The 20007-nt window shown below is 54.1% G+C and carries 18 protein-coding genes; 13 read left to right on the top strand and 5 right to left on the bottom strand.

Annotated elements, in window-relative coordinates; translation table 11 throughout:
- Positions 1–21: 21 nt before the first annotated feature.
- Positions 22–777 (bottom strand): HAD family hydrolase, encoded by a 756-nt coding sequence (locus PV433_RS01345; protein ID WP_332070402.1) that lies wholly within the window; start codon positions 775–777, stop codon positions 22–24.
- A gap of 267 nt (positions 778–1044) precedes the next feature.
- Here PV433_RS01345 and polA point away from each other — a divergent pair, with 267 nt between their 5' ends.
- The 5 genes from polA to PV433_RS01320 all read left to right on the top strand — a co-directional run bounded on the left by polA (position 1045) and on the right by PV433_RS01320 (position 7382).
- Complete coding sequence (gene polA, locus PV433_RS01340) at positions 1045–3687, top strand: DNA polymerase I (protein WP_332070401.1); 2643 nt, start codon at positions 1045–1047, stop codon at positions 3685–3687.
- A 746-nt stretch (positions 3688–4433) separates the two neighbouring features.
- Positions 4434–5291, top strand: coding sequence for a DNA-formamidopyrimidine glycosylase (gene mutM / locus PV433_RS01335; RefSeq protein WP_332070400.1), 858 nt, complete (start codon positions 4434–4436; stop codon positions 5289–5291).
- A 95-nt stretch (positions 5292–5386) separates the two neighbouring features.
- Positions 5387–6139, top strand: coding sequence for an MntP/YtaF family protein (locus tag PV433_RS01330; RefSeq protein WP_332070399.1), 753 nt, complete (start codon positions 5387–5389; stop codon positions 6137–6139).
- Between the two features lie 77 nt (positions 6140–6216).
- Positions 6217–6813: a dephospho-CoA kinase gene (coaE, locus tag PV433_RS01325; protein ID WP_332070398.1), complete on the top strand. Its 597-nt coding sequence runs from the start codon at positions 6217–6219 to the stop codon at positions 6811–6813.
- The gene (locus PV433_RS01320) at positions 6810–7382 is read left to right on the top strand and encodes a lytic transglycosylase domain-containing protein (RefSeq protein WP_190929456.1); all 573 of its coding nucleotides are present in this window, start codon (positions 6810–6812) and stop codon (positions 7380–7382) included. Before coaE ends, PV433_RS01320 begins: the two co-directional genes overlap by 4 nt.
- A gap of 76 nt (positions 7383–7458) precedes the next feature.
- On the opposite strand, the gene PV433_RS01315 is transcribed toward PV433_RS01320, so the two are convergent.
- Positions 7459–7680, bottom strand: coding sequence for an alpha/beta-type small acid-soluble spore protein (locus PV433_RS01315; RefSeq protein WP_190929457.1), 222 nt, complete (start codon positions 7678–7680; stop codon positions 7459–7461).
- A 315-nt stretch (positions 7681–7995) separates the two neighbouring features.
- Between PV433_RS01315 and nrdR the strand changes: the two genes are divergently transcribed.
- Positions 7996–8469: a transcriptional regulator NrdR gene (gene nrdR / locus PV433_RS01310; protein ID WP_190929458.1), complete on the top strand. Its 474-nt coding sequence runs from the start codon at positions 7996–7998 to the stop codon at positions 8467–8469.
- Between the two features lie 656 nt (positions 8470–9125).
- Positions 9126–10784: a methyl-accepting chemotaxis protein gene (locus tag PV433_RS01305; protein WP_332070397.1), complete on the top strand. Its 1659-nt coding sequence runs from the start codon at positions 9126–9128 to the stop codon at positions 10782–10784.
- A 117-nt stretch (positions 10785–10901) separates the two neighbouring features.
- Here PV433_RS01305 and PV433_RS01300 read toward each other — a convergent pair whose 3' ends face one another.
- Complete coding sequence (locus PV433_RS01300) at positions 10902–11102, bottom strand: hypothetical protein (RefSeq protein ID WP_332070396.1); 201 nt, start codon at positions 11100–11102, stop codon at positions 10902–10904.
- 244 nt (positions 11103–11346) lie between these two features.
- On the opposite strand from PV433_RS01300, the gene PV433_RS01295 reads away from it, so the two are divergent.
- Positions 11347–12405, top strand: coding sequence for a CobW family GTP-binding protein (locus PV433_RS01295; protein WP_332070395.1), 1059 nt, complete (start codon positions 11347–11349; stop codon positions 12403–12405).
- 222 nt (positions 12406–12627) lie between these two features.
- Here PV433_RS01295 and PV433_RS01290 read toward each other — a convergent pair whose 3' ends face one another.
- Positions 12628–14265 (bottom strand): immunoglobulin-like domain-containing protein, encoded by a 1638-nt coding sequence (locus PV433_RS01290; protein WP_332070394.1) that lies wholly within the window; start codon positions 14263–14265, stop codon positions 12628–12630.
- 69 nt (positions 14266–14334) lie between these two features.
- Here PV433_RS01290 and PV433_RS01285 point away from each other — a divergent pair, with 69 nt between their 5' ends.
- From PV433_RS01285 to PV433_RS01270, 4 genes are all read left to right on the top strand, one after another.
- Positions 14335–14793, top strand: coding sequence for a hypothetical protein (locus PV433_RS01285; protein WP_332070393.1), 459 nt, complete (start codon positions 14335–14337; stop codon positions 14791–14793).
- 159 nt (positions 14794–14952) lie between these two features.
- Positions 14953–15207 (top strand): winged helix-turn-helix transcriptional regulator, encoded by a 255-nt coding sequence (locus PV433_RS01280; protein ID WP_442951460.1) that lies wholly within the window; start codon positions 14953–14955, stop codon positions 15205–15207.
- Between the two features lie 19 nt (positions 15208–15226).
- Entirely contained in the window at positions 15227–16144 is a 918-nt protein-coding gene (locus tag PV433_RS01275; RefSeq protein WP_332070391.1) for a DsbA family protein, read from the top strand.
- Positions 16145–16354: 210 nt separating this feature from the next.
- Positions 16355–16771, top strand: coding sequence for a MarR family winged helix-turn-helix transcriptional regulator (locus PV433_RS01270; protein ID WP_332070390.1), 417 nt, complete (start codon positions 16355–16357; stop codon positions 16769–16771).
- Between the two features lie 125 nt (positions 16772–16896).
- Here the strand turns inward: PV433_RS01270 and PV433_RS01265 are convergent, their stop codons facing one another.
- Positions 16897–18930 carry a hypothetical protein gene (locus PV433_RS01265; protein ID WP_332070389.1) on the bottom strand — a complete coding sequence of 678 codons (2034 nt, stop codon included), beginning with the start codon at positions 18928–18930 and terminating at the stop codon, positions 16897–16899.
- 105 nt (positions 18931–19035) lie between these two features.
- Here PV433_RS01265 and PV433_RS01260 point away from each other — a divergent pair, with 105 nt between their 5' ends.
- On the top strand, positions 19036–19983 hold the full coding sequence (locus PV433_RS01260; protein ID WP_332070388.1) for an AraC family transcriptional regulator: 948 nt from the start codon (positions 19036–19038) through the stop codon (positions 19981–19983).
- Positions 19984–20007: the final 24 nt, after the last annotated feature.

Raw genomic sequence — 20007 nt, 5'->3', positions numbered from 1 at the left:
AAAGGTCAGACAGCGGTCGCTCTATTTACCGGTTAGCCGTTCTTTCAGCTCCGTTAAGCTCCGGACGACCGGAACGTTCACGTTCCCGGCCTGGCGGGAGCTTTTTTTGGTTTCGGACCGGTTCAGCCAGACGGCGTTCATGCCGCTTTTCACCGCTCCCTCGATATCGTTTTTCCACGAATCCCCTACCATCACTCCTTCCTGCGGCCGGATGGCGGCGGAGCGGAGGGCAAGGCGAAAAATAGCCGGGTCCGGCTTACGGCTGCCTGCTTGGTCTGAGGCAATCAAATGTTCGCTGTGGATGTAGGACGACCAGTTCAGTCTGGCGATTACCTTGCGTTGATGCTCCTTGCTTCCGTTCGTAATGATGCCGATCGTATGCGTCTCGGACAGCGCCGCGAGTGTGCCGCCCGCATCCGGAAACGGGACGGCGTGAGCGCGCATCTGACGTTTCATCTCCCGGAAAAAAGAGCTGACGAACGCGTCGTTCACCTGGAACGGATACCGGTGGAGCGCAGCCTCCAGACACTGCTTTTTCGCCTCCTCCAGCTCCCGAGGCTTGCGGGCCAGCAGCTTGGCCTTCTTGGTCCATTCCGAGCGGTATGTGTCCAGTACTCGCTGAGGGTTCCAATCACCCTCGCTATGATCCCATCTTCCGGTAAAATCGACCAGTACGCTCAAAAAGCATGAATCAAATGAAGATTTCGGATCGATTAACGTATTGTTCATATCGAAAAATACGATTTTTGCCGTTTGCGGATTCCATTGGCGTTTCATCCCCCCGCCTCCTAACCGTATTCTCGCAGCGGTGTATTAACCGCCTAAGCGAAGCCTGCCGATTGCGGCGGCGGGCGCTCCTCTTCCCATAACTATGCAAGCGCGGCAGTTCATATGTGCCGATCGATATGCTATGATGAAGGGAGGATTTTTTCAAGGGGCCTGGCAGGCTCCGATCCGAAGTTTCTCTTAGTGCGTGTTTCAAAAAGTCCGGTTTTCAGCAGTGGACTTTTTGAACAACCTCTCTTTTGGAATGGGGTGTGTGTTATGGAAAAATTGATCTTGATTGACGGCAACAGCATCGCCTACCGTGCTTTTTTTGCACTCCCGCTGCTTAGCAACTCGAGCGGACTTCACACGAATGCCGTATTCGGCTTCACGACGATGCTCCTGAAATTGATCGAAGAGCAGAAACCGACGCATTTCCTCGTGGCGTTCGACGCCGGCAAAGCGACGTTCCGGCACGAAGGATATAAAGAATATAAGGGCGGGCGCGAGAAAACGCCTCCGGAGCTGTCCGAGCAGTTCCCGCTTATTAAAGAACTGATCCAGTCGTTCTCGATCAACCAGTACGAGCTGGCCGGCTATGAGGCGGACGACATTATCGGTACTATGACGAGGATGGCGGACGAGCGAGGCCTCGACGTGATCGTCGTATCGGGCGATAAAGACATGCTGCAGCTGGCGTCGGACCGAGTGACGATCGCGCTGACGCGCAAAGGGATCAGCGAAGTCGACTTGTACACGCCTCAGGCGATTCAAGACAAATACGGGCTCGTGCCGAAGCAGATCATTGATTTGAAAGGCTTGATGGGCGACGCATCCGATAATATACCGGGCATTCCGGGCGTAGGCGAGAAGACGGCGCTCAAGCTGCTTCACCAGTACAGCTCCGTCGAGGAAGTGCTGGCCAAGGCCGACGAGATTACCGGCAAAATGCAGGAAAAAATTAAGCAGCACGCCGACGATGCCAGAATGTCCAAAGAGCTCGCCACGATCTTCCGCGAAGTTCCGATGGAATTGCAGTTGGACGAGCTGTCGTACAAAGGCTACGAAGGGCCGACGCTCGGCGCGATGTTTCGCAAGCTGGAGTTCAAGTCGCTGCTCGAGAAGATGGATTTGTCGGGAGGAGAGCCTGCCGTAGAAACCTCGATCGAGGTCGAGATTGTCGCCCGGGAAAGCTTGGCCGCTCTGACCGATGCGTTCACGGGCGTGACCGCGGTTCATATCGAGGTGATCGGTGAAAATCCGCACGTATCCGAGGTTATCGGACTTGCCTTCAGCACGGCCGAAGGGGCGAACCGGTTCGTTCCCGCCGAGCTGCTCCATACTCCGGAAGCCGGACGGCTCCGGGACTGGCTCGCCGACGACAACGCCCCGAAGATCGTTTACGATATGCACCGCACGGAAGTGGGTCTGCACTGGAAAGGCGTTCCGCTGCGCGGAGTGTCGTTTGACGTGCTGATCGCGGCTTATCTGCTCGACCCGACCGAGTCGACGCATACGCTGAGCGAACTGGCCGGGCGGTACAAGCTGCCTGTCATAGCGCTGGACGAGAACGTGTACGGCAAAGGCGCGAAGTTCAAAGTGCCGGAAGCGGACGTGCTGAGCAAGCATCTGGCCCGCAAAGCGGATCTGCTCCGGAGGCTCGTTCCCGTGCTGCAGGACGAGCTGGACAACAACGAGATGCACCGGCTGTACCATGGGCTCGAATTCCCGCTCGCTCGCGTGCTCGCTTCGATGGAGAAGCAGGGAATCCGGGCTAACGCCGACGGCTTGAAGCAGCTTGGCGGCGAGCTCGGCCAGACGATCGAGAAGCTCGTGGACGGCATCTACAAGGCTGCGGGAAGCGAGTTCAACCTGAACTCGCCGAAGCAGCTCGGTGAAATCCTGTTCGACAAACTAGGCCTTCCGGTTGTCAAGAAGACGAAAACCGGCTACTCGACCGATGCCGAGGTGCTGGAGAAGCTCGCTCCTTACAACGAGGTGGTGAGCAGCATCTTGATCTATCGTCAGCTCGCGAAGCTCCAATCGACGTATGTCGAGGGACTGCTTAAGGAAATCCGCGTGGAGACGGGCAAGGTGCACACCTATTACCAGCAAACGATCGCAGCGACGGGCCGGCTCAGCAGCCAGTTCCCGAATCTGCAAAATATACCGGTCCGGCTTGAAGAAGGCCGGAAAATCCGCAAAGTGTTCGTCGCCAGCGAGCCGGACTGGCTGATCCTGGCCGCCGACTACTCGCAGATCGAGCTGCGGGTGCTGGCTCACATATCCGGGGACGAGAAGCTGAAGGAAGCGTTCCGCAACGATATGGACGTTCATACGAAAACGGCCATGGACGTCTTCGGCGTGTCCGAAGCGGACGTGGACGCCAATATGCGCCGCCAGGCGAAAGCCGTCAACTTCGGCATCGTCTACGGCATCAGCGACTACGGCTTGTCCCAGAACCTGAACATTACGCGGAAGGAAGCGGCCCAGTTCATCGAGCAATATTTCGCTGTCTTCCAAGGCGTCCGCCACTATATGGACGATATCGTTCAGCAGGCTCGTTCGAACGGTTACGTGACGACGCTGCTGCAGCGCCGCCGGTATTTGCCGGAGATTAACGCCTCCAACTTCAACTTGCGCTCGTTCGCCGAGCGGACGGCGATGAACTCGCCGATCCAAGGCTCCGCCGCGGATATTATCAAGCTGGCGATGGTACAGCTCGCCGAACGGATGGCGAAGGAGAAGGTGCGCAGCCGGATGCTGCTGCAGGTGCATGACGAACTTGTATTCGAAGTCCCGCAGGACGAGTTGGAGCTGATGAAGCGGCTCGTGCCGGAAGTGATGGAGAGCGCGCTGGCGCTTGACGTGCCTCTGAAGGTCGATGTCAACTACGGCGACAATTGGTATGAGGCGAAGTAGGCGGCTGTCGATTCATTATGAACAACCTAGTAGAAAGGAAAAGATTGCCTTCTGGCGAGTTTTGTCTGGAACCCCAAACGTTAAAATCCTTTAAAATCAAGGGATTCCGGACAACTGTCTGAGCAGAAGAAGGCAACTTTTCACTTGGAACGGCCAATTAACACTTCTACACATTTGAATCGACAGCCTCGAAGTAGGCGGCAGGTTGGCTGGTTGGCTGGCTTATGCGAGTGCGATGTGCGGACAGGATCTCCAAAATAACGGTTCAACCGGTTGCACTACCGTAGCGTTTAGGTATTAGAAACGGCGTATCTGCCTGCTAACAAACGTATCTGTCAAATAAGAGCTGATAGCAGCTCTTATTTTGGTCAGATTGCGCGAATGAGCAAGAATAAGAGCGGTTTAAGGCTCTTATTTTAACCTCAGTGCCAATAATCGGGTTAAGTAACTGAAAATAAGAAGTACAAACGGCTCTTATTAGTTGAAGTAACCATGAAATGCCCAAAATAAGAGAGAGTTCCAAACCGCTTCTATTGAGAACAAGCGACTCGAACTGGGACACCCGGCAATCGACATGGGCACGAAATTGAACACAAAAGCGAAACCCAAGAACCCAAGAACCCAAGAACCCAAGAACCCAAGAACCCAAGAACCCAAGAACCCAAGAACCCAAGAACCCAAGAACCCAAGAACCCAAGAACCCAAAAACACACTACAAGAGCACAACAAAAGGGAGGAATCACGCCATGCCGGAATTACCGGAGGTGGAGACGGTGCGCCGAACGCTGGAGCAGCTGGTGGCCGGTAAAACAATCCGCTCGGTAGCCGTTCATCTGCCGCGAATCATTCAGCGTCCCGACGACAAAGCGGTGTTTTGCGCGATGCTGGAAGGACGCACGATTCAAACCGTGGAGCGGCGCGGGAAATTTTTGCGCATTTTGCTTGACGGTCTTGTCCTTGTTTCGCACCTGCGGATGGAGGGGCGGTATGGGGTGTATAGGGCCGGCGAAGCAGTGGAAAAACATACCCATGTCGTCTTCCATTTCACGGACGAAACCGAGCTGCGCTACAAGGACGTGCGTCAGTTTGGCACAATGCATCTGTTCGAGCCGGGCGAAGACTTGAGCCAGCCTCCGCTGAACAAGCTCGGCATAGAGCCGCTTGACGAGAGCTTCAGCTATGCATCGTTCCGCGATACGGTTGCAGGTAAAGGAACGAAAATCAAGCCGCTTTTGCTGAATCAAGAATACGTGGTCGGTCTCGGTAATATTTATGTAGACGAGGCTCTTCATAAAGCCCGCATCCATCCGGAACGCCCCGCCGAATCGCTTACGAAAACGGAGCTTCAGGCGCTTCACGCCGCCATCGTATCGACGCTGCTGGAGGCCGTTGAGGCCGGAGGCTCTTCGATCAAATCATACGTGAACGGACAAGGCGAGATGGGGATGTTCCAGCAGCAGCTCGCGGCTTATGGGCGCAAGGACGAGCCGTGTCCCCACTGCGGGGAAGCGATCGTCAAGACTGTGCTTGCAGGCAGGGGCACTCATTTCTGTCCGAGTTGCCAGGTTTTGAAGCCGAAGCGCATCGCACGGAAGCACACTTGAAATAACGGCAGTGTCGGCACCTTATCGGAAGAAGCTTCATACGATGATCGTACCTACGGTCATTGACGAGAAAGCTTTTGAACAGGAGGGTGTTTATGCTGCCTTTTCTTTCCCTAGCCTTTTTGGCGCTTGCGGTCAGCCTCGACGGTTTCGGTGTCGGAGTCATGTACGGTTTAAGGAAAATCCGAATTCCGCTTCTGTCGATTGCAATCATCTCCGTTTGTTCGGGCTTCGTTATTTTTGCATCGATGCAAATTGGCGCCTTTGCCGCCCGGTACTTGCCGCCTGCTTTTGCCAAAGCGACGGGGGCCGTCATATTAATCGGAATCGGAATATGGGCGATTATTCAAATGTGGAGGCAGCGTCAAGACAGCGGCCAAGATTCGTTGACGCCAGCTACTGTTGATCCGCGAACCGTCCGAATGGGAGCCGGTGCACCGGCAGTTTCGCTGCAAGCGGAAGCCGAACAAACTCAAGCTCAGGATCAAGCCGACGAGGGCGGGATTCGCACCGTACTCCGGATCGAGATGAAGCGGATTGGGCTGGTAATTGAAATATTGCGCACGCCGTCGCTCGCCGACGTAGACCGATCCGGTTACATATCTTCTTCGGAGGCGGTGCTGCTCGGCGTTGCTTTGTCGCTGGATGCGTTTGGGGCGGGAATCGGCGCCGCTTTTATCGGCTTCGCGCCAGTGTTGACGGCTGCTGTCATCGCGGTAGCCAGCGGATTGTTTATTACGCTTGGGCTCCGGGTCGGGCTGACGTTTGCGGATACCCGGTGGCTGCAAAGGCTGGCGGTTCTTCCCGGCTGCATCTTGATCGCCATGGGGATTATGAAGTTAATGTAACCCGGGTTGTACACTAACCGGAGCTGTCCGAGCGCGTCTGAACATGACCAATACGAAGTAAAGGTGTGTAGAAACGTATGAATATCGGATTAACCGGGGGCATCGCCTGCGGCAAAAGCACGGTAGCCGCCATGTTGGTCCGGCGGGGAGCGATTCTGATCGATGCCGACCAGATTGCCAGGGAGGTCGTACTCCCTGGCGCTCCGGCGCTCGGTGCCGTGGCGGAACGATTCGGCGAGTCGGTGCTGAATGAAGACGGCAGCTTGAACCGTAAAGCTCTCGGGGAGATCGTTTTCAAGGAGGAAGCAGCGCGCAAAGACCTGGAAGCGATTCTTCATCCCCAAATCCGGGCGACGATGAAGGAACGGATGGACGAAACGAACCGCCTAACGCCGGACAAGCTGGTCGTCGTGGACGTTCCGCTATTGTTTGAATCGAAGCTGGAGTTTATGTTTGAGGAAACGCTGCTTGTATACATACCCCGGGAGCTGCAGCTGGTCCGTCTGATGGAGCGTGACGGCATATCGGCCGAACAGGCGGAGAGGCGGCTGGCTGCGCAAATGCCGATCGATGACAAGCGCGCTCTTGCCGATGCAATTATCGACAACAGCGGAACGCTGGAGCAGACGGAACGGCAGATCGACCAATATTGGACAAGAAAGGGACTGGGATGAAAGTATTACGCAAAAAGCGGGTATTTGCTATTCTGTTCATCTTGTTTCTCGTGTTGCTGTTTTATAATTCGGATTGGCTGGGCAAGTTGTTGTACCCGATCCGCTATGAGAAGGACATTACGATCAGCGCCCAAAATTACGAGGTTGACCCTTTTCTGATTGCCGCAATTATTCGTGTCGAAACCAACTACAATCCCGAGAAAATCTCCAAAAAAGGAGCGATCGGCCTGATGCAGCTTATGCCGGATACCGCCGAATGGATCGTCAAGAAGGCCGGTTATGCGGAGGAAACGTCCAAATTGCTGCATCGGGCGGACGTTAATATCGAAGTAGGTGCCTGGTATTTAAATTCATTGTATAATCAATTTGGCAGCAACAAAATCGCTACGCTGGCCGCTTACAACGCGGGCCCCGGCAACGCCAGGAAATGGCTGGACAACGGCACCTGGGACGGAACGCTGAAAAACGTCGATCAAATTCCGTTTGGCGAAACCCGGCACTATATCCAAAGAGTGTTATATTACTATGATAAATATGTCGATCTGTACAAATACCAGTTCCCGGCATGATATAATAAATGGGAAAATGCCGGACAAGCTTCGGCTAGGAAGCTTACCCGGCACTTCTCAGATAGGATACATAAAATTAACGAGCTTGTCCGGACAACTGTTGTTCGGCGATTTGTACCAGTCTGCGGGTGATGTTGCCCCCGATCGAACCGGCGTCACGAGTAGCCATGTTACCCATGTAACCGTCTTGTGGAATCGCGATGCCAAGCTCTTGAGCTACTTCATATTTCAGTTGGTCGAGAGCGGCGTTCGCTTGAGGAACTACAAGCTGGTTGCTGGAACGGGATCCTTGTGCCATGTCGTTTCACCTCCTTGTTGGATTGTACCTGTATTATGTGCGTAATCCGGCAGTTCATAACAGGTAGTGAATGGTAATGCGCTATGACTCCGTTAGAAGGTTGGATTGCGGGGGTTGAAGCAGCTAGGCAAGGCTGGGCTTGAGAACACGATTATCAAAAAAGATTGCACGCCTGCGCACCCCTGCCATATGTCTGGCGAGATGTTGAGGAACGGAGTGCTTACGAAAGTGACTTTGCCTTAAGAGGCAAAAGTCAGTAACGCTTACGAAGTAAGCAATTGCCTACAGGCAATTGCTCTCAGGAGGGAAGCCGTCATGAAATGCCCTTTTTGCGATTATTCCGGAACGAAAGTACTCGATTCCCGTCCCGCAAACGACAACAAATCGATCCGGCGCCGCCGGGAATGCGAGAGATGCCAACGGAGGTTCACCACGTTCGAGATGGTCGAGGAAACGCCGCTGATCGTCATTAAAAAGGACGGCAGCCGGGAGGAATTCAGCCGCGACAAAATGCTCAGAGGGCTTATCCGCGCCTGCGAGAAACGGCCGGTGTCGGTGGAGCAGCTTGAAGCGATCGTCTCCGAGGTCGAGAAGGAAATGCGCAGCCAGGCTCACGCCGAGGTAGCGAGCCGGGATATCGGGGAGATTGTTATGGAGCAGTTATATCCGGTCGACGAGGTGGCTTACGTCCGCTTTGCCTCCGTATACCGTCAATTCAAGGACATCAACATGTTCATGAAGGAACTGACCCAATTGCTGGGCAAGCATACCGACCCAACCGGCAAGTAGCAACGGCATACTGAAGATGATAAACGGCAGTCCGTCCAATGGCGGCTGCTGTTTTTCGTTGACGTCGGCACCTTTTAGTTCTTCACCGTGCTAAACGGGGGAGGGGTCTTTCCCTTTCGAGTCGGCCAGCGTCGCGAGTCGTGCATCGTGGGCGGCAATAGAACTTTCTATGCCCTGCTTCAAGTGGGGAAGGAGTATCCCGGTAACGTAACTTCAGCCAGAAGATTATTCCATTTTTATCCTTGCCGTTGTTACCTTTCAACATCGTCCCAGTAGACAATATTTCTCTTTTCTTAATACAAAAATCGACAAAAAAACATTTGATTAATAGGTATATGTTCATGTACTATAAGGTTGAAATGTGGAAAATAATCGAAATATATCGAATTGTGTCGAAGTTATCTGATTCGTAAGATCCATCTCCATTCGGAAGGAGGAAAATAAAAACGTTTGGTTAAAGCCGACGGAATTGCTGGCGGCAAACCAGAGCATTCCAGCATTTCGGACTTATTCGTTGTCGGGCCGTTCAGACGTCTAAGCGGCGGGAAACGACTTGAATCTCTTCATCTAGAGGCCATATGGCATGGCACCTGTCAGACATGTACAGCATCCGTAACCAGACCGACTATTACATAAAGGTGGCTGACTTTGCAACTATGAGATCCCTGTTCCGATTCCGGTCGATTCGTATCAAATTAATTTTGCTATGTTCGCTGCTCCTTCTTGTGCCGAGTCTTGTCATCGGCATGATCGCTTATAATCAGTCGAAAGCCAGCCTGAATCTTGGCGGTCAAGTCCAGCTCAAAAATGACGTCCGTTATGTAATAGCGATGATCGATGCTTTGGATCAGCAAGTGAAAAAAGGGCTGCTGCCGCTGGAAGAAGCGCAGGAAACGGTCAAGCAGCAAATGCTCGGCGCGAAATCGGTCGACGGCAAACGACCGATCAACAAAAAGTTCGATCTTGGCGAGAGCGGTTACATGTTCATTTATGACGATAAAGCGAATGTACTCGCCCATCCGTTGCTGGAAGGTCAAAATTTCTGGGACACGAAAACACCCGACGGGGTTATGCTCGGACAAGAGATCGTGAAGAAGGGGAAGAGCGGCGGCGGTTTTGTATACTACGAATGGGCGTTGCCGGACGATCCGACTACGACGGCTCCCAAAATCAACTATTCGGAGATGGAGCCGAACTGGGGCTGGATTATTAACGCAGGCACATATATGAGCGATTTTAACAAGGGTGCCAATGAGATCTTTTACGTCATTATTGTGACGCTGGTAATTGCAGTTGCCGCAGGAGGGGTGATTATCACCGTATTCTCCAACAGCTTAACCAGACCGCTGGCCGAGATTGCCACCAACGTGGAACAGATCGCAGAGGGAGATTTAACGAGGCAAATCCAGGTCCGGACAAACGATGAGGTCGGTCAATTGGGCGCAGCGGTTAATGCGATGGTGGACCGGCTGAAGCTGCTGATTGAGGGAATCTCGCAGACAGCCCAAAGCGTAGCGGCCGCTTCCCAGCAAATATCCGCCAGCACAGAGGAGATCGCCAGCGGCAGCACGACCCAGGCAAATGCTTCGCAAACGATCGCCGAGTTGTTCAAGGAGCTGTCTGCCGCGATCGATAACGTCGCGGGCAAAGCGGAAGAGGCGGCGGAGCTCACGAACGAAACTTCACAAACCGCTATGGAGGGCGGCAAGGCGGTTACCGCCTCCATAGACGGCATGAATCGTGTGAGCGAACAGATGGCGCGGCTCGAACAAGACTCCGGCCGGATCGGCGAAATTATCGAGGTGATCGACGACATAGCCGAGCAGACGAATCTGCTTGCCTTGAATGCTGCGATTGAAGCTGCCCGTGCAGGCGAGGTAGGAAGAGGGTTTGCGGTTGTCGCCGAAGAAGTCCGCAAGCTCGCGGAACGAAGCAGCGAAGCGACCAAGCAGATTACGCAAATTATCAAGGGCATGCAGTACAACACGAAGCAAAGCGTCGAATCGGTAGCGGACGGTGTTGAGAAATCGGTTGTCACCGGGAAAGCGTTTGACAATATTATCGGCAAAGTTCAAGAATGCATGTTGAAAGTAGCCGAAATCGCTGCGGCGAGCGAACAACAATCCGCTCAAACCGGCGAGGTGATGCAGTCGGTCGAATCGATCGCTGCCACTAGCGAGGAGGCGGCGGCAGCCTCGGAGCAAACGGCGGCGATCTCGTATTCGCTGGCCCAGTCGGCGGAAGAGTTGAACGCCTCGCTGTCTCTTTTTAAAGTGAGTGCGACGAATGTCTCTTCCAAGAGCGGCCCGGCCTGAGCATCTGGAGACTAGTGTCCCGAAAGTGCTCGTATGACATGGAATGTTGCCATTTGCAAACGAAAGGACCTCAATTTCCACGGTAACGTGGAAGCTGAGGTCCTTTTCTCGGGGGACTTACAAACCGTTGGTCGTAGAATTACTCCGCGTATTGGTCAGTCCCGTCAACAGCACGGCCGGAATGTCTTCCAGCAAACTATCGTCATCGGTTCCGCGGTAATTGGGATCGTTTTTGATCGCATATGCTTCGCCTTCGGTTAAGCGCCGCATATTGCCTGTATATTTCGGCTCAAGCGCTTCGATTTCTTCGCGTTCCATCGGGCAGCCCTCCTTTTTCCCGTATATTGCCCGGGCTTTCGGACCGCCATGCTTGGAACTTGATGGGCGGCGTGAATGTAATGATAATTATTACTATTAATTTGACAAAACGGGTGTAACTCTTTAATGTTAAATTAATAGTTGGACGGACGAATCGCCTTTCTTAACTGATCCGAACGAAACAGTATTTGGTGGCCCGTTCAACTTTATCCAACATACTTCTAATTGAAAACGGTGAACCTATATGAAACGAAACCCGACACCGGTCTACCTGCTGTCCGGATTTCTCGGCAGCGGCAAAACGACCTTATTGAAAAGATGGCTGGAAGCGGCGGAAGCGGGAGGCCGCAAGCCGGCTGTTGTGATGAACGAGCTGGGCGAAGTGAACTTCGACGGCATCGAGCTTGGAGACGACGTGCGTATGGCTGAGATGCTTGGAGGCTGCATTTGCTGCACGGTGCGGGGCGACCTGGGTACGGAGCTGCTGAAGCTGATTCAGGATCACGATCCGGATATGATCCTGATCGAATCGACGGGCGCGGCCAATCCACTTGAGATTATCGATGCGGTGACGGATGCGTCGATGCTGGAGCGGGTCGAACTGAGGCGGATCGTCACGGTTGTGGATGCCGGGCATTTGCAGGAGTGGGCGCGGAAAGGAAAAGGTTCGACGTACCGGCTCATGAAGGAGCAGATTAGCTGCGCTTCGGTCATTTTGCTGAACAAAACCGACCTGCTCCCGGAAGCGGACACGGCGGAGATGGAGCGGCTTGTCCGCGAATGGAACGGATACGCCCCGATCTACCGCACGGTAGGAGCGGTGATCCGGATCGGACTGCTGGAGGGACCTGCCGAAGGCGGTTCTGCGGCGAATCACGGTTCCGTCCTTGCTGCTTCCGATGAGACGGGCTCCTCGTGCAACTGCGGCGGAGAGGCTCACGACCATGGCCATGACCATGCACATGAGCACGATCATTCGGAATGCTCGGAACCGTCGCATCATCCCGAGCACCACCATACCCATGAGCACGTGATGGCATACACCCATTATTTCGAAGGCCCGATCGACAGCGAACGGTTCGAAGCGATGATGGGCCGCCTGCCCGACGGCGTATACCGGGCCAAGGGCATTTTGACGTTCACGGACACCGCTTCCCGGTTCATGTTCCAGTACGCCTACAAACAGCTCGATCTGATGAAAATTATGCCTCAGGGCGTCGTTCCCGATGTGGCCGTCTTTATCGGAGAGCATTTCGACAAAGCGAAGCTGGAGCTGGACATTCGGGCCTTGAGCGAGTCGTAAGCGATAGCGGCTAACTGGCAAACTATGAGGCGTATCTAAAGAAGGCGGGCTAAAAAAACCTCCAATTCCACTAAAGTGGGCTGGAGGTTTCTTGTTTAACGAAATAGAATGCTTAAGTTTACTAAAGCGTTAAAACGGTAAAATGAAACATTTTTTACTAAGAAAAGCCTCCGCTAACGGAGGGTCATTCGTCGTGGAAAGGGCTTCGTTTACAAGCTTTTCTTACTTCTGTTTTACGGTTAGCACGAACGTTTTCGTGTCGGCGTGACCGCCGCTAGTAAGTACCGCCGTCAGTATAACCGAGGCATCCCCGCTGCCTGCGGCCGGCCGGGTAACGGTACCGTCGCTCGCGACAACCGAAGTATTGCTGGATACCCACTGAACATTCGAGCCGTTTGGCCCTTTTGCCGGCAAAGTGATCGATCCGGTTACATTCGATGATGATTGGGCTTCTCCATATACGATAGCCAAAGATTCCTTGTCTGCCGCTACTTTCTGCGCATCCGTCAATTGCTGCTTGACGGTCAGAGTGAACGATTTCGCATCCGAGTACCCCCCTGCCGAGATTATCGCGTTAAGTACGACCGTCGCATCCCCTTGTCCGGCGACCGGCCGGTTAACCGTTTTGCCGTCGTTCGAGATGATGGAAGGATTGGCGGAAACCCACGTAATCGCAGAACCGTTCACGCCCGAAGCCGGCAGCGTCAACGATTGCGTGACGGCAGATGCCGAGTCCGAGCCTCCGTATACGATAGCCAAAGCTTCTTTATCCGCCGCTACGCGCTGCGCATCGGTCAATTGCTGTTTGACCGTCAAAGTATACGTTTTGATATCCGAAGAACTTCCATAAGTGATAACGGCCGACAGGACGATGGAAGCGTCTCCGCTGCCAACGGCAGGACGGTTCACGATCTTGCCGTCATTCGAGATGACAGATGCGTTGCTGGAGATCCAGGTTACCGCAGAGCCGTTCGGCCCGCTCACCGGCAGCGTTAACGGGCGTGTAATGCTGCTTGCCGTATCCCCTCCGCTAAAAGTAACGGCTAGCGTCGCTTTGTCGGCGGCAACACGCTGGGCGTCCGTAAACGATTGTTTGACGGTCAGAGCGAATGTTTTCGTATCCGTAACAGTCCCGTAAGTAATTGTAGCCGTAAGCGTTACGGCGGCATCGCCTTGTCCCGCAGACGGACGGTTAACCGTTTTGCCGTCGCTTGTGATGATGGAAGCGTTGCTGGACGTCCATGTGATCGTGGAGCCGTTCGGCCCGCTGGCCGGCAGTGTCAAAGGCTTTGTAACGGAATCCGTTGTATCCCCGCTACTAAACGTGATTGCTGTTGCGGCTTTATCGGCTGCCACCCGCTGAGCGTCCGTCGTTTGCTGTTTCACGATCAGATGGAACGTTTTGACGGCAGTTGTTTCCCCGTAACGGATAGTTGCCGTAAGTGTGACGGCTGCGTCACCCTGGCCGACTGCAGGTCGATTGACGGTTAATCCGTCGTTCGAGATAACCGAAGTATGGCTTGATGTCCATGAAATCGCCGAACCGTGTGAACCTACAAGAGGCAAAGCCAACGGCTGCGTAACATGATTGGCGGAATCCGTACCGCCGAATGTGATCTCCAGCTTTTTTTTGTCCGCTTCAACCCGCTGCGCCTCCGTCAAGTCGGAATGCTGGAGCTTACGCTCCATCGCCCGGCGTATCGCCTCCCGGGCCGTGTCGTTTTTCTTCCCGCGTTCCAGTGCATTTTCCAGGCCGGTCTTTTTCGCTTCGTGTTTGTTCGGATGGTCCGCTTTGGCGTAAGCGGCGCCGGTCATCAACAAGGTGAAAGCCGCCGTGCAGATCAATATTTTCTTCTTCATCCTGCGTATCCTCCCTATTACTTTTCTTGAATACTACGTAATTCGTTTACGTTACTATATATTGGGGGGGTGGGATATCGTAATGAGGAAAAAAGTGGGCGGTTTACCATCCGTTCTTTTATGAGCACATCAGGAACGCTCGCCGTTACAGGCACTATGCTTACAAAAGGAAGTTCGCTTGCCGGCAGCGTAACGGACAGCGTCTACGGGAGTGCAGCGGACGGCGGGGGTAACCGGAACGCTTTCACCCATCCTGTACCGAATCAGATATTGCGGAATGTCGCTCAGCGGCTGACGATCGATTGCAATGTCGATAACGTCGTGACCAGTTCTTCGGCGCGGTCCCATCACCGGACTTTTATAAACGGCAGAGAGGGTTACATCTATTTGCTGGAAGACCTAAAGGTCATTGCAAACGGAGTATGGGTGTTCCGCGGTGACGTGTACAAACGGCACGTTTATATGCAGCAAGGCCATCCCGAACCGAACGCAGGCATCTACGTGAAGCTGCTTCCCGGACCCGGTTGAATGCTTATCTGTTCGGCCCGATTTGTTATTTTGTTGGGCAGCGGCCAATTGATATATTTTTTATATCTGATATACTAAGTATATAAGGGGGCGATACTTATTCAAGTTTGTCCGTACCTGGAATATGCGTTCAGCATTTTGGGGAAGAAGTGGAACGGGTTGATCCTGCACTATTTGTCGCTGTGCCCGGACGGTGCCGCCCATTTCTCGGAGATACTGAAAGACTTGCCCGATATTACGCCGAGAGCTCTTTCTTTGAAATTAACCGATCTGGCCGAGCACGGGTTTCTCGAGAAACAAGTAACGGCCGAGCCGGCCGTCGTCATCACCTACCGGCTGACGGAGAAGGGGCGGGCTTTGACAGCGGCGCTTGGGCCGGTTCAACAATGGGCTTTGCAATATCGTGACCGATAACTTGAAAGGGGAGCGTACAATGAATAACAACAATATGATATGCGATCTGGAAACGGGAGTATGCGGCGATCCCGGCGAAGACGCTGTGGAGACAATCGATTTGAACGAGCCGCAACGCCAGGTTCAGCTCTATTATGTAACCGATCCGATCTGTTCGCACTGCTGGGCGCTGGAGCCGGTGCTGCGGAGGTTTGAGACGCAGTACGGGCACTACGTCCAGTTCCGCACGGTGATGGGGGGACTGCTTTCAAGCTGGAACGGCTTCGCCGACGCCGGCAACGGAATCAGCCGTCCTGCCGATGTGGCGGGGCATTGGAGGGAGGTCGGCGAGCATTCGCGTATGCCGATCGACGGTTCCTTATGGCTCGATAACCCCGTGTTGTCGTCGTATCCGCCGTCCCGCGTCTATAAGGTGATTCAGCAAAAAGACGAGAAGCTCGCCTCCGTATTTCTGCGCAAAGCCCGGGAAGCCGTCTTTGTATGGAATCGCAATATCGGGCAGGATCAGGTGTTAACCGATATCGTGAATAGGATGGGGCTGGATGGCGCCGCGATCGTAGAGGAAGCGGGCAGCCCCGAGGCGCAGGCGATGCTGGAGGCGGATTTTGCGCTATCCCGGTCTTTGGGCGTTCGCGGATTTCCGACGATCGTACTCGTGAACGAAGAGCGGAAGGGAGTCAAGATCGTCGGGGCAAGGCCGCTCGACACTTACGTTGCGGGACTGAAGCAGGCGCTGCAGACCGAATCCTTGCAAGCGAAGCCGGTTCCCGAACTGGACGAGCTACTGCAGAAGGAAGGACGCCTGTTTTCCAAAGAAATCGAAGTTTTGTACGATCTGGAGCAGCAGGAGGTCGCTTCCTATATCGAACAAAAGCTGCTGGCGGGAAGCAGTTCCGTGAAAGAAATGTTAGGTGAAGTCTATTTGGAACGAACATAAAGCTAGGTATGGAATAGAAGCCGAGGGCGCCCTGCTTACTGCAACTGGAGTAAGGGGGCTTTTTGGCGTTTGTTTGGCTAACCCAATTTCCGGCTGTTGGAAAAAAGTCATGGATAAGGATGCTTTCGTTTGACTAACGGATAGCGGTTCTATATATTTTAATAAGTTGAATATACAACTCTTCAAATAAAAAAGGGGGCCGTTCAAACCGTGGAGGATCGCCCGGATTATTTCGATATACAGGCCGTTATGTCGGAGATGCGGCAGGTGCAGCAAAAATCGAGATCGTTTGTGGAGCTGTTGACGCGCAATGACGTGTTGTCGCAAAATCATATCACGCTGCTGATGGATTTGAAATTGACCGGCAGCATGCGGATTACCGATATTTCCGAGCGCTTCTTCATTACGGCCGGCGCGGCGACCTCGATGTGCGACAAGCTGGAGGATCAGGGGCTTGTGTGCCGGACTCGGACGAAGGAAGACCGTCGGGTGGTGATGGTCGCCTTAACCGAGGCCGGGGAAGAGAAGGTAAGCGAAATATTCAAGCGGATCCCGCCGCAGAAGCTGCGCACGATCGCGGACGTGTTCAAGCAAGTCAATGAGCTGATGGATCGGATTGTCGAATGAGAGGAGCGGCTGACTGCCTTCGGGCAAGGCCGCATATATAGCGCTTTGAAGCAAGAAAGGTACAACCGCTCCGAGACGGGAGGAGGCTGCACCCTTTTTTGTATGCGCTCCTTTCATGGGAGCATCTATTTCACCATATGGCGGACGACTCGAAGCCGAATTGCACTATCAGGCACCGTTACAGGCGAATCCCCGGGGTTGAGCAAGGTGACGCGAACCGAGCCGGCGCCGTTTACGCAAGCGCTTGCAAGAAGCGGAACGATATCGGTAAGCGGCATCGCTTCGATCTGCCAGCCGTATTCCGCTCCGTCGATCGTAAATGTTTGAGAGACGGCGGATCGGGCGGCTACGTCAGCCGAGGCGAACGTGACGGCAGTCAGAGGGGCATTGCCTTCGACGCTGTAGTCGATCACCTGCAGCAGTCCGGGGGAAACGGCTCCGTCCTTGTAAACGGGATTGCCGGTTCCCAGGCAGGGGTAACGAAAGAGAACCGGTCCGCTCAAGGGGGCGGTGTTATAAACGTAAATGTGAGCCGAGCTGCCGCCGCTCAGCGTATCGCTTTCCAACTGCCAGCTTCCGGCCGCTTGCAGGCGGTAGCCGGCGCTGGAGCCGTAGATCCGGTTGCTTCCGCCGGTCATGCCGGTTACGGAGATCGCGTTGACGCCCGTAAAGGTGCCGTAGGTATGGTTGGATTCGAACGCGATGCCGGCGATGTTGATCAGGAGAAATCCGCTGGAATAAGGGTTCGTATGACCGTACGATTTGTTGCCGATACAGGTTACCTGACGAGTAGCGGTATTGGTCGTTCCGATGCGGAAGCCGTCATAGCATTCGTGCGCTTCATTATCCACGTAGACCAATCTGCCCGATTCCAGCGGAACTCCGTAGATGGACGAAGGATAGGCGTAGTGGCCGTTCCCTGTGCAGCGATACGCCTTGTTCCGGGCAACGAGAATGTCGAACGCCGCTTCGACGAACGTGCAAGCCAGATGTCCCCAGGCAGAGCAATCGGTAATCGAGCAAAAGCGGGACCCCTGGTCGATCGTAAACGCGGGGAAGGGAGTCGTCACGTGATCGCAGACGGACTGGCAATCCATGATGTGGAAGTCGCGCAGCTCGACATCGCCATTAATGAGAATCGGCGTATCGTAACCCGTCGAATGGAGAACGGCCCCGTGCTTGACGCAGTACAACTGAACGCCGGCATAACCGCACTTCTCAACATGCACGTTTCGCAAAAAAACGTTCGTGCAGTAATCCAAAGCCTCCGGAGCCGTTTCCGGGTCGGTCACCGTTCCGAGCATGCCGAGTACGCGGAGGCCCATCCAGGCCCAGCCGACAAAGCGGGTATGGTCCAGCGTCAAGCCGTCGATCGCCCAAAACTGCAGCCCGGTCAGCTTCGCTCCCGCCGCCTGATGGCTCAAATTGCCGTCAAACGTAATCCCCCCGACGAAAATATCCCCGACACGGGTCGATGGGTACGTCGTCTGGTTTTGCGCCGCATTGCCGCCCCGGATGCTCGGCTCCGCATTGGAGCCGCTCTGGTTGTCGTCCAGCAGCAAGGTCCCTTCGCCGATCAAGGTGAGATAACTCGGAAAGACGAGCTTGCGGTAACGAAACACTTCGTGCCGGGCTACATAGACAGCCTTGCGAACGGACGCCGCATAGGCAAACAGCGCATTCAGCCGGTTATCGTCCACCGTCGTGCCGGATGGATCGCACCCGAACTGCGCCGGATACAGATTCCCGTCTTCGGGGCGCTTCCAGCGGCCGGGCCCCGTCGTCCCGGCCAGCCGGAATACGGTGCCTCCGTTGTCTTGCTCTGCGGAGGCCGCATCCCAATACAGCAGCCCGCCTCCCCCGTCTCCTTTGGCATAGTAGCCTAACGCTTCCGCGACAAAACCGTCGGCCGGAGGGCTCGAACCCGGCCAAGTGAGAAGCTCCGCAATCGTATCTGTCTTCCGGACCGTATCGTCGAAAAGCGAAAACGGAGAGCCCTTTGAAGGCGGTTTGCCATAAACCGATTCTGGCACGCCTTGGGCAAGTGCAAGATTGTCCCATTTTCCCGCAGCAAAAGCAGCTCCGGCGATGCCCATGGAAGCGAGCACTTTTCTTCGGCTCCACAGTATCGGAGCGCAGTCGGCTTGATGATCGTTCATATACAATACCTCCTTTTTGTTTGTATAATACAGGTGAAATCGCAAACGGTATTTGCAAAGATAGTCGCAAGTTTTGCAAAATCAGCCAGAGGAGGCGGCGGTCTCGTGACGGATAGCGGAATGCTGCGGTTGAAGGAAGATGTGGTCGTTGAACAGCTGTTTTCGTTTCTGTATATGGAGCTTCCGAAATATTTTCAGGCTTCCGGCGAAAAGCACGATTTCTGGGAATTCGTTTATGTCGATAAAGGGGAAGTGGTCCTCATCACCGATCGGGGGAGCAACCGTCTGAGTCAGGGCGACATGATTTTTTACTCGCCGAATGAATACCATACGGGTTATGCGGTCAACGGGACCGCTCCGAACCTGATTATTATGTCGTTCGTCTGCCATTCGCCGGCCGTCGATTATTTCAGGGGCAAGGTGCTTCATCTGGAGCAGACCGAGCAGGAGCTTCTTTACGAGCTGATTTCGGAAGGAAAAGTAGCGTTCGATCCGCCTGTCGGCCATCCCAAGATGATGGTTCCGCAGCGCAAGGAAGGTTCTCTTTTCGGCAGCGAGCAAATGATCAAAAACATGCTGGAGATGCTGCTGATCCGGCTCATTCGCAAAGGATCGGCCGGGACCGGCAAAACAAGGCCGGAGTCGGCTCTGCTAGCCATCAGAAACGAGGACTTGTTCGAACGGATTGCCCTGTATTTAAAAGACAACGTCAGAAACAACCTGTCTTTCGAGCAAATATGCAGCGAGTTTGCGATCGGCAGCACGATTCTGAAAAATTTGTTCAAAAGCCGGACGAACTCCGGGGTCATGGAATATTACAGCAAGTTAAAGCTGGAGTACGCGAAGCGGCAAATTCGCGAGAATATGTACAGCATCACGGAAATCGCCGATCAGCTCGGCTACAGCAGCGTCCATTATTTCTCGAAGCATTTCAAAAAAGCGACCGGCTTCGCTCCGACCGAATATGCGCGGATGATCGCCAGCAAAACGTCGCGGAAAAAAGCTCCACAGTCCGTACTCGTCCATGGCGGCGATCCCTTGCAATCGGTTTGAAAGCGTTTTCGTTTTCCGTGAAAG

The sequence above is a fragment of the Paenibacillus sp. GYB004 genome (genome assembly GCF_036577605.1).
GTDB lineage: Bacteria > Bacillota > Bacilli > Paenibacillales > NBRC-103111 > Paenibacillus_AB > Paenibacillus_AB oceani.
Note: the sequence above shows the minus strand (reverse complement) of the source record. Positions and strands in the feature narration are given on the sequence as shown.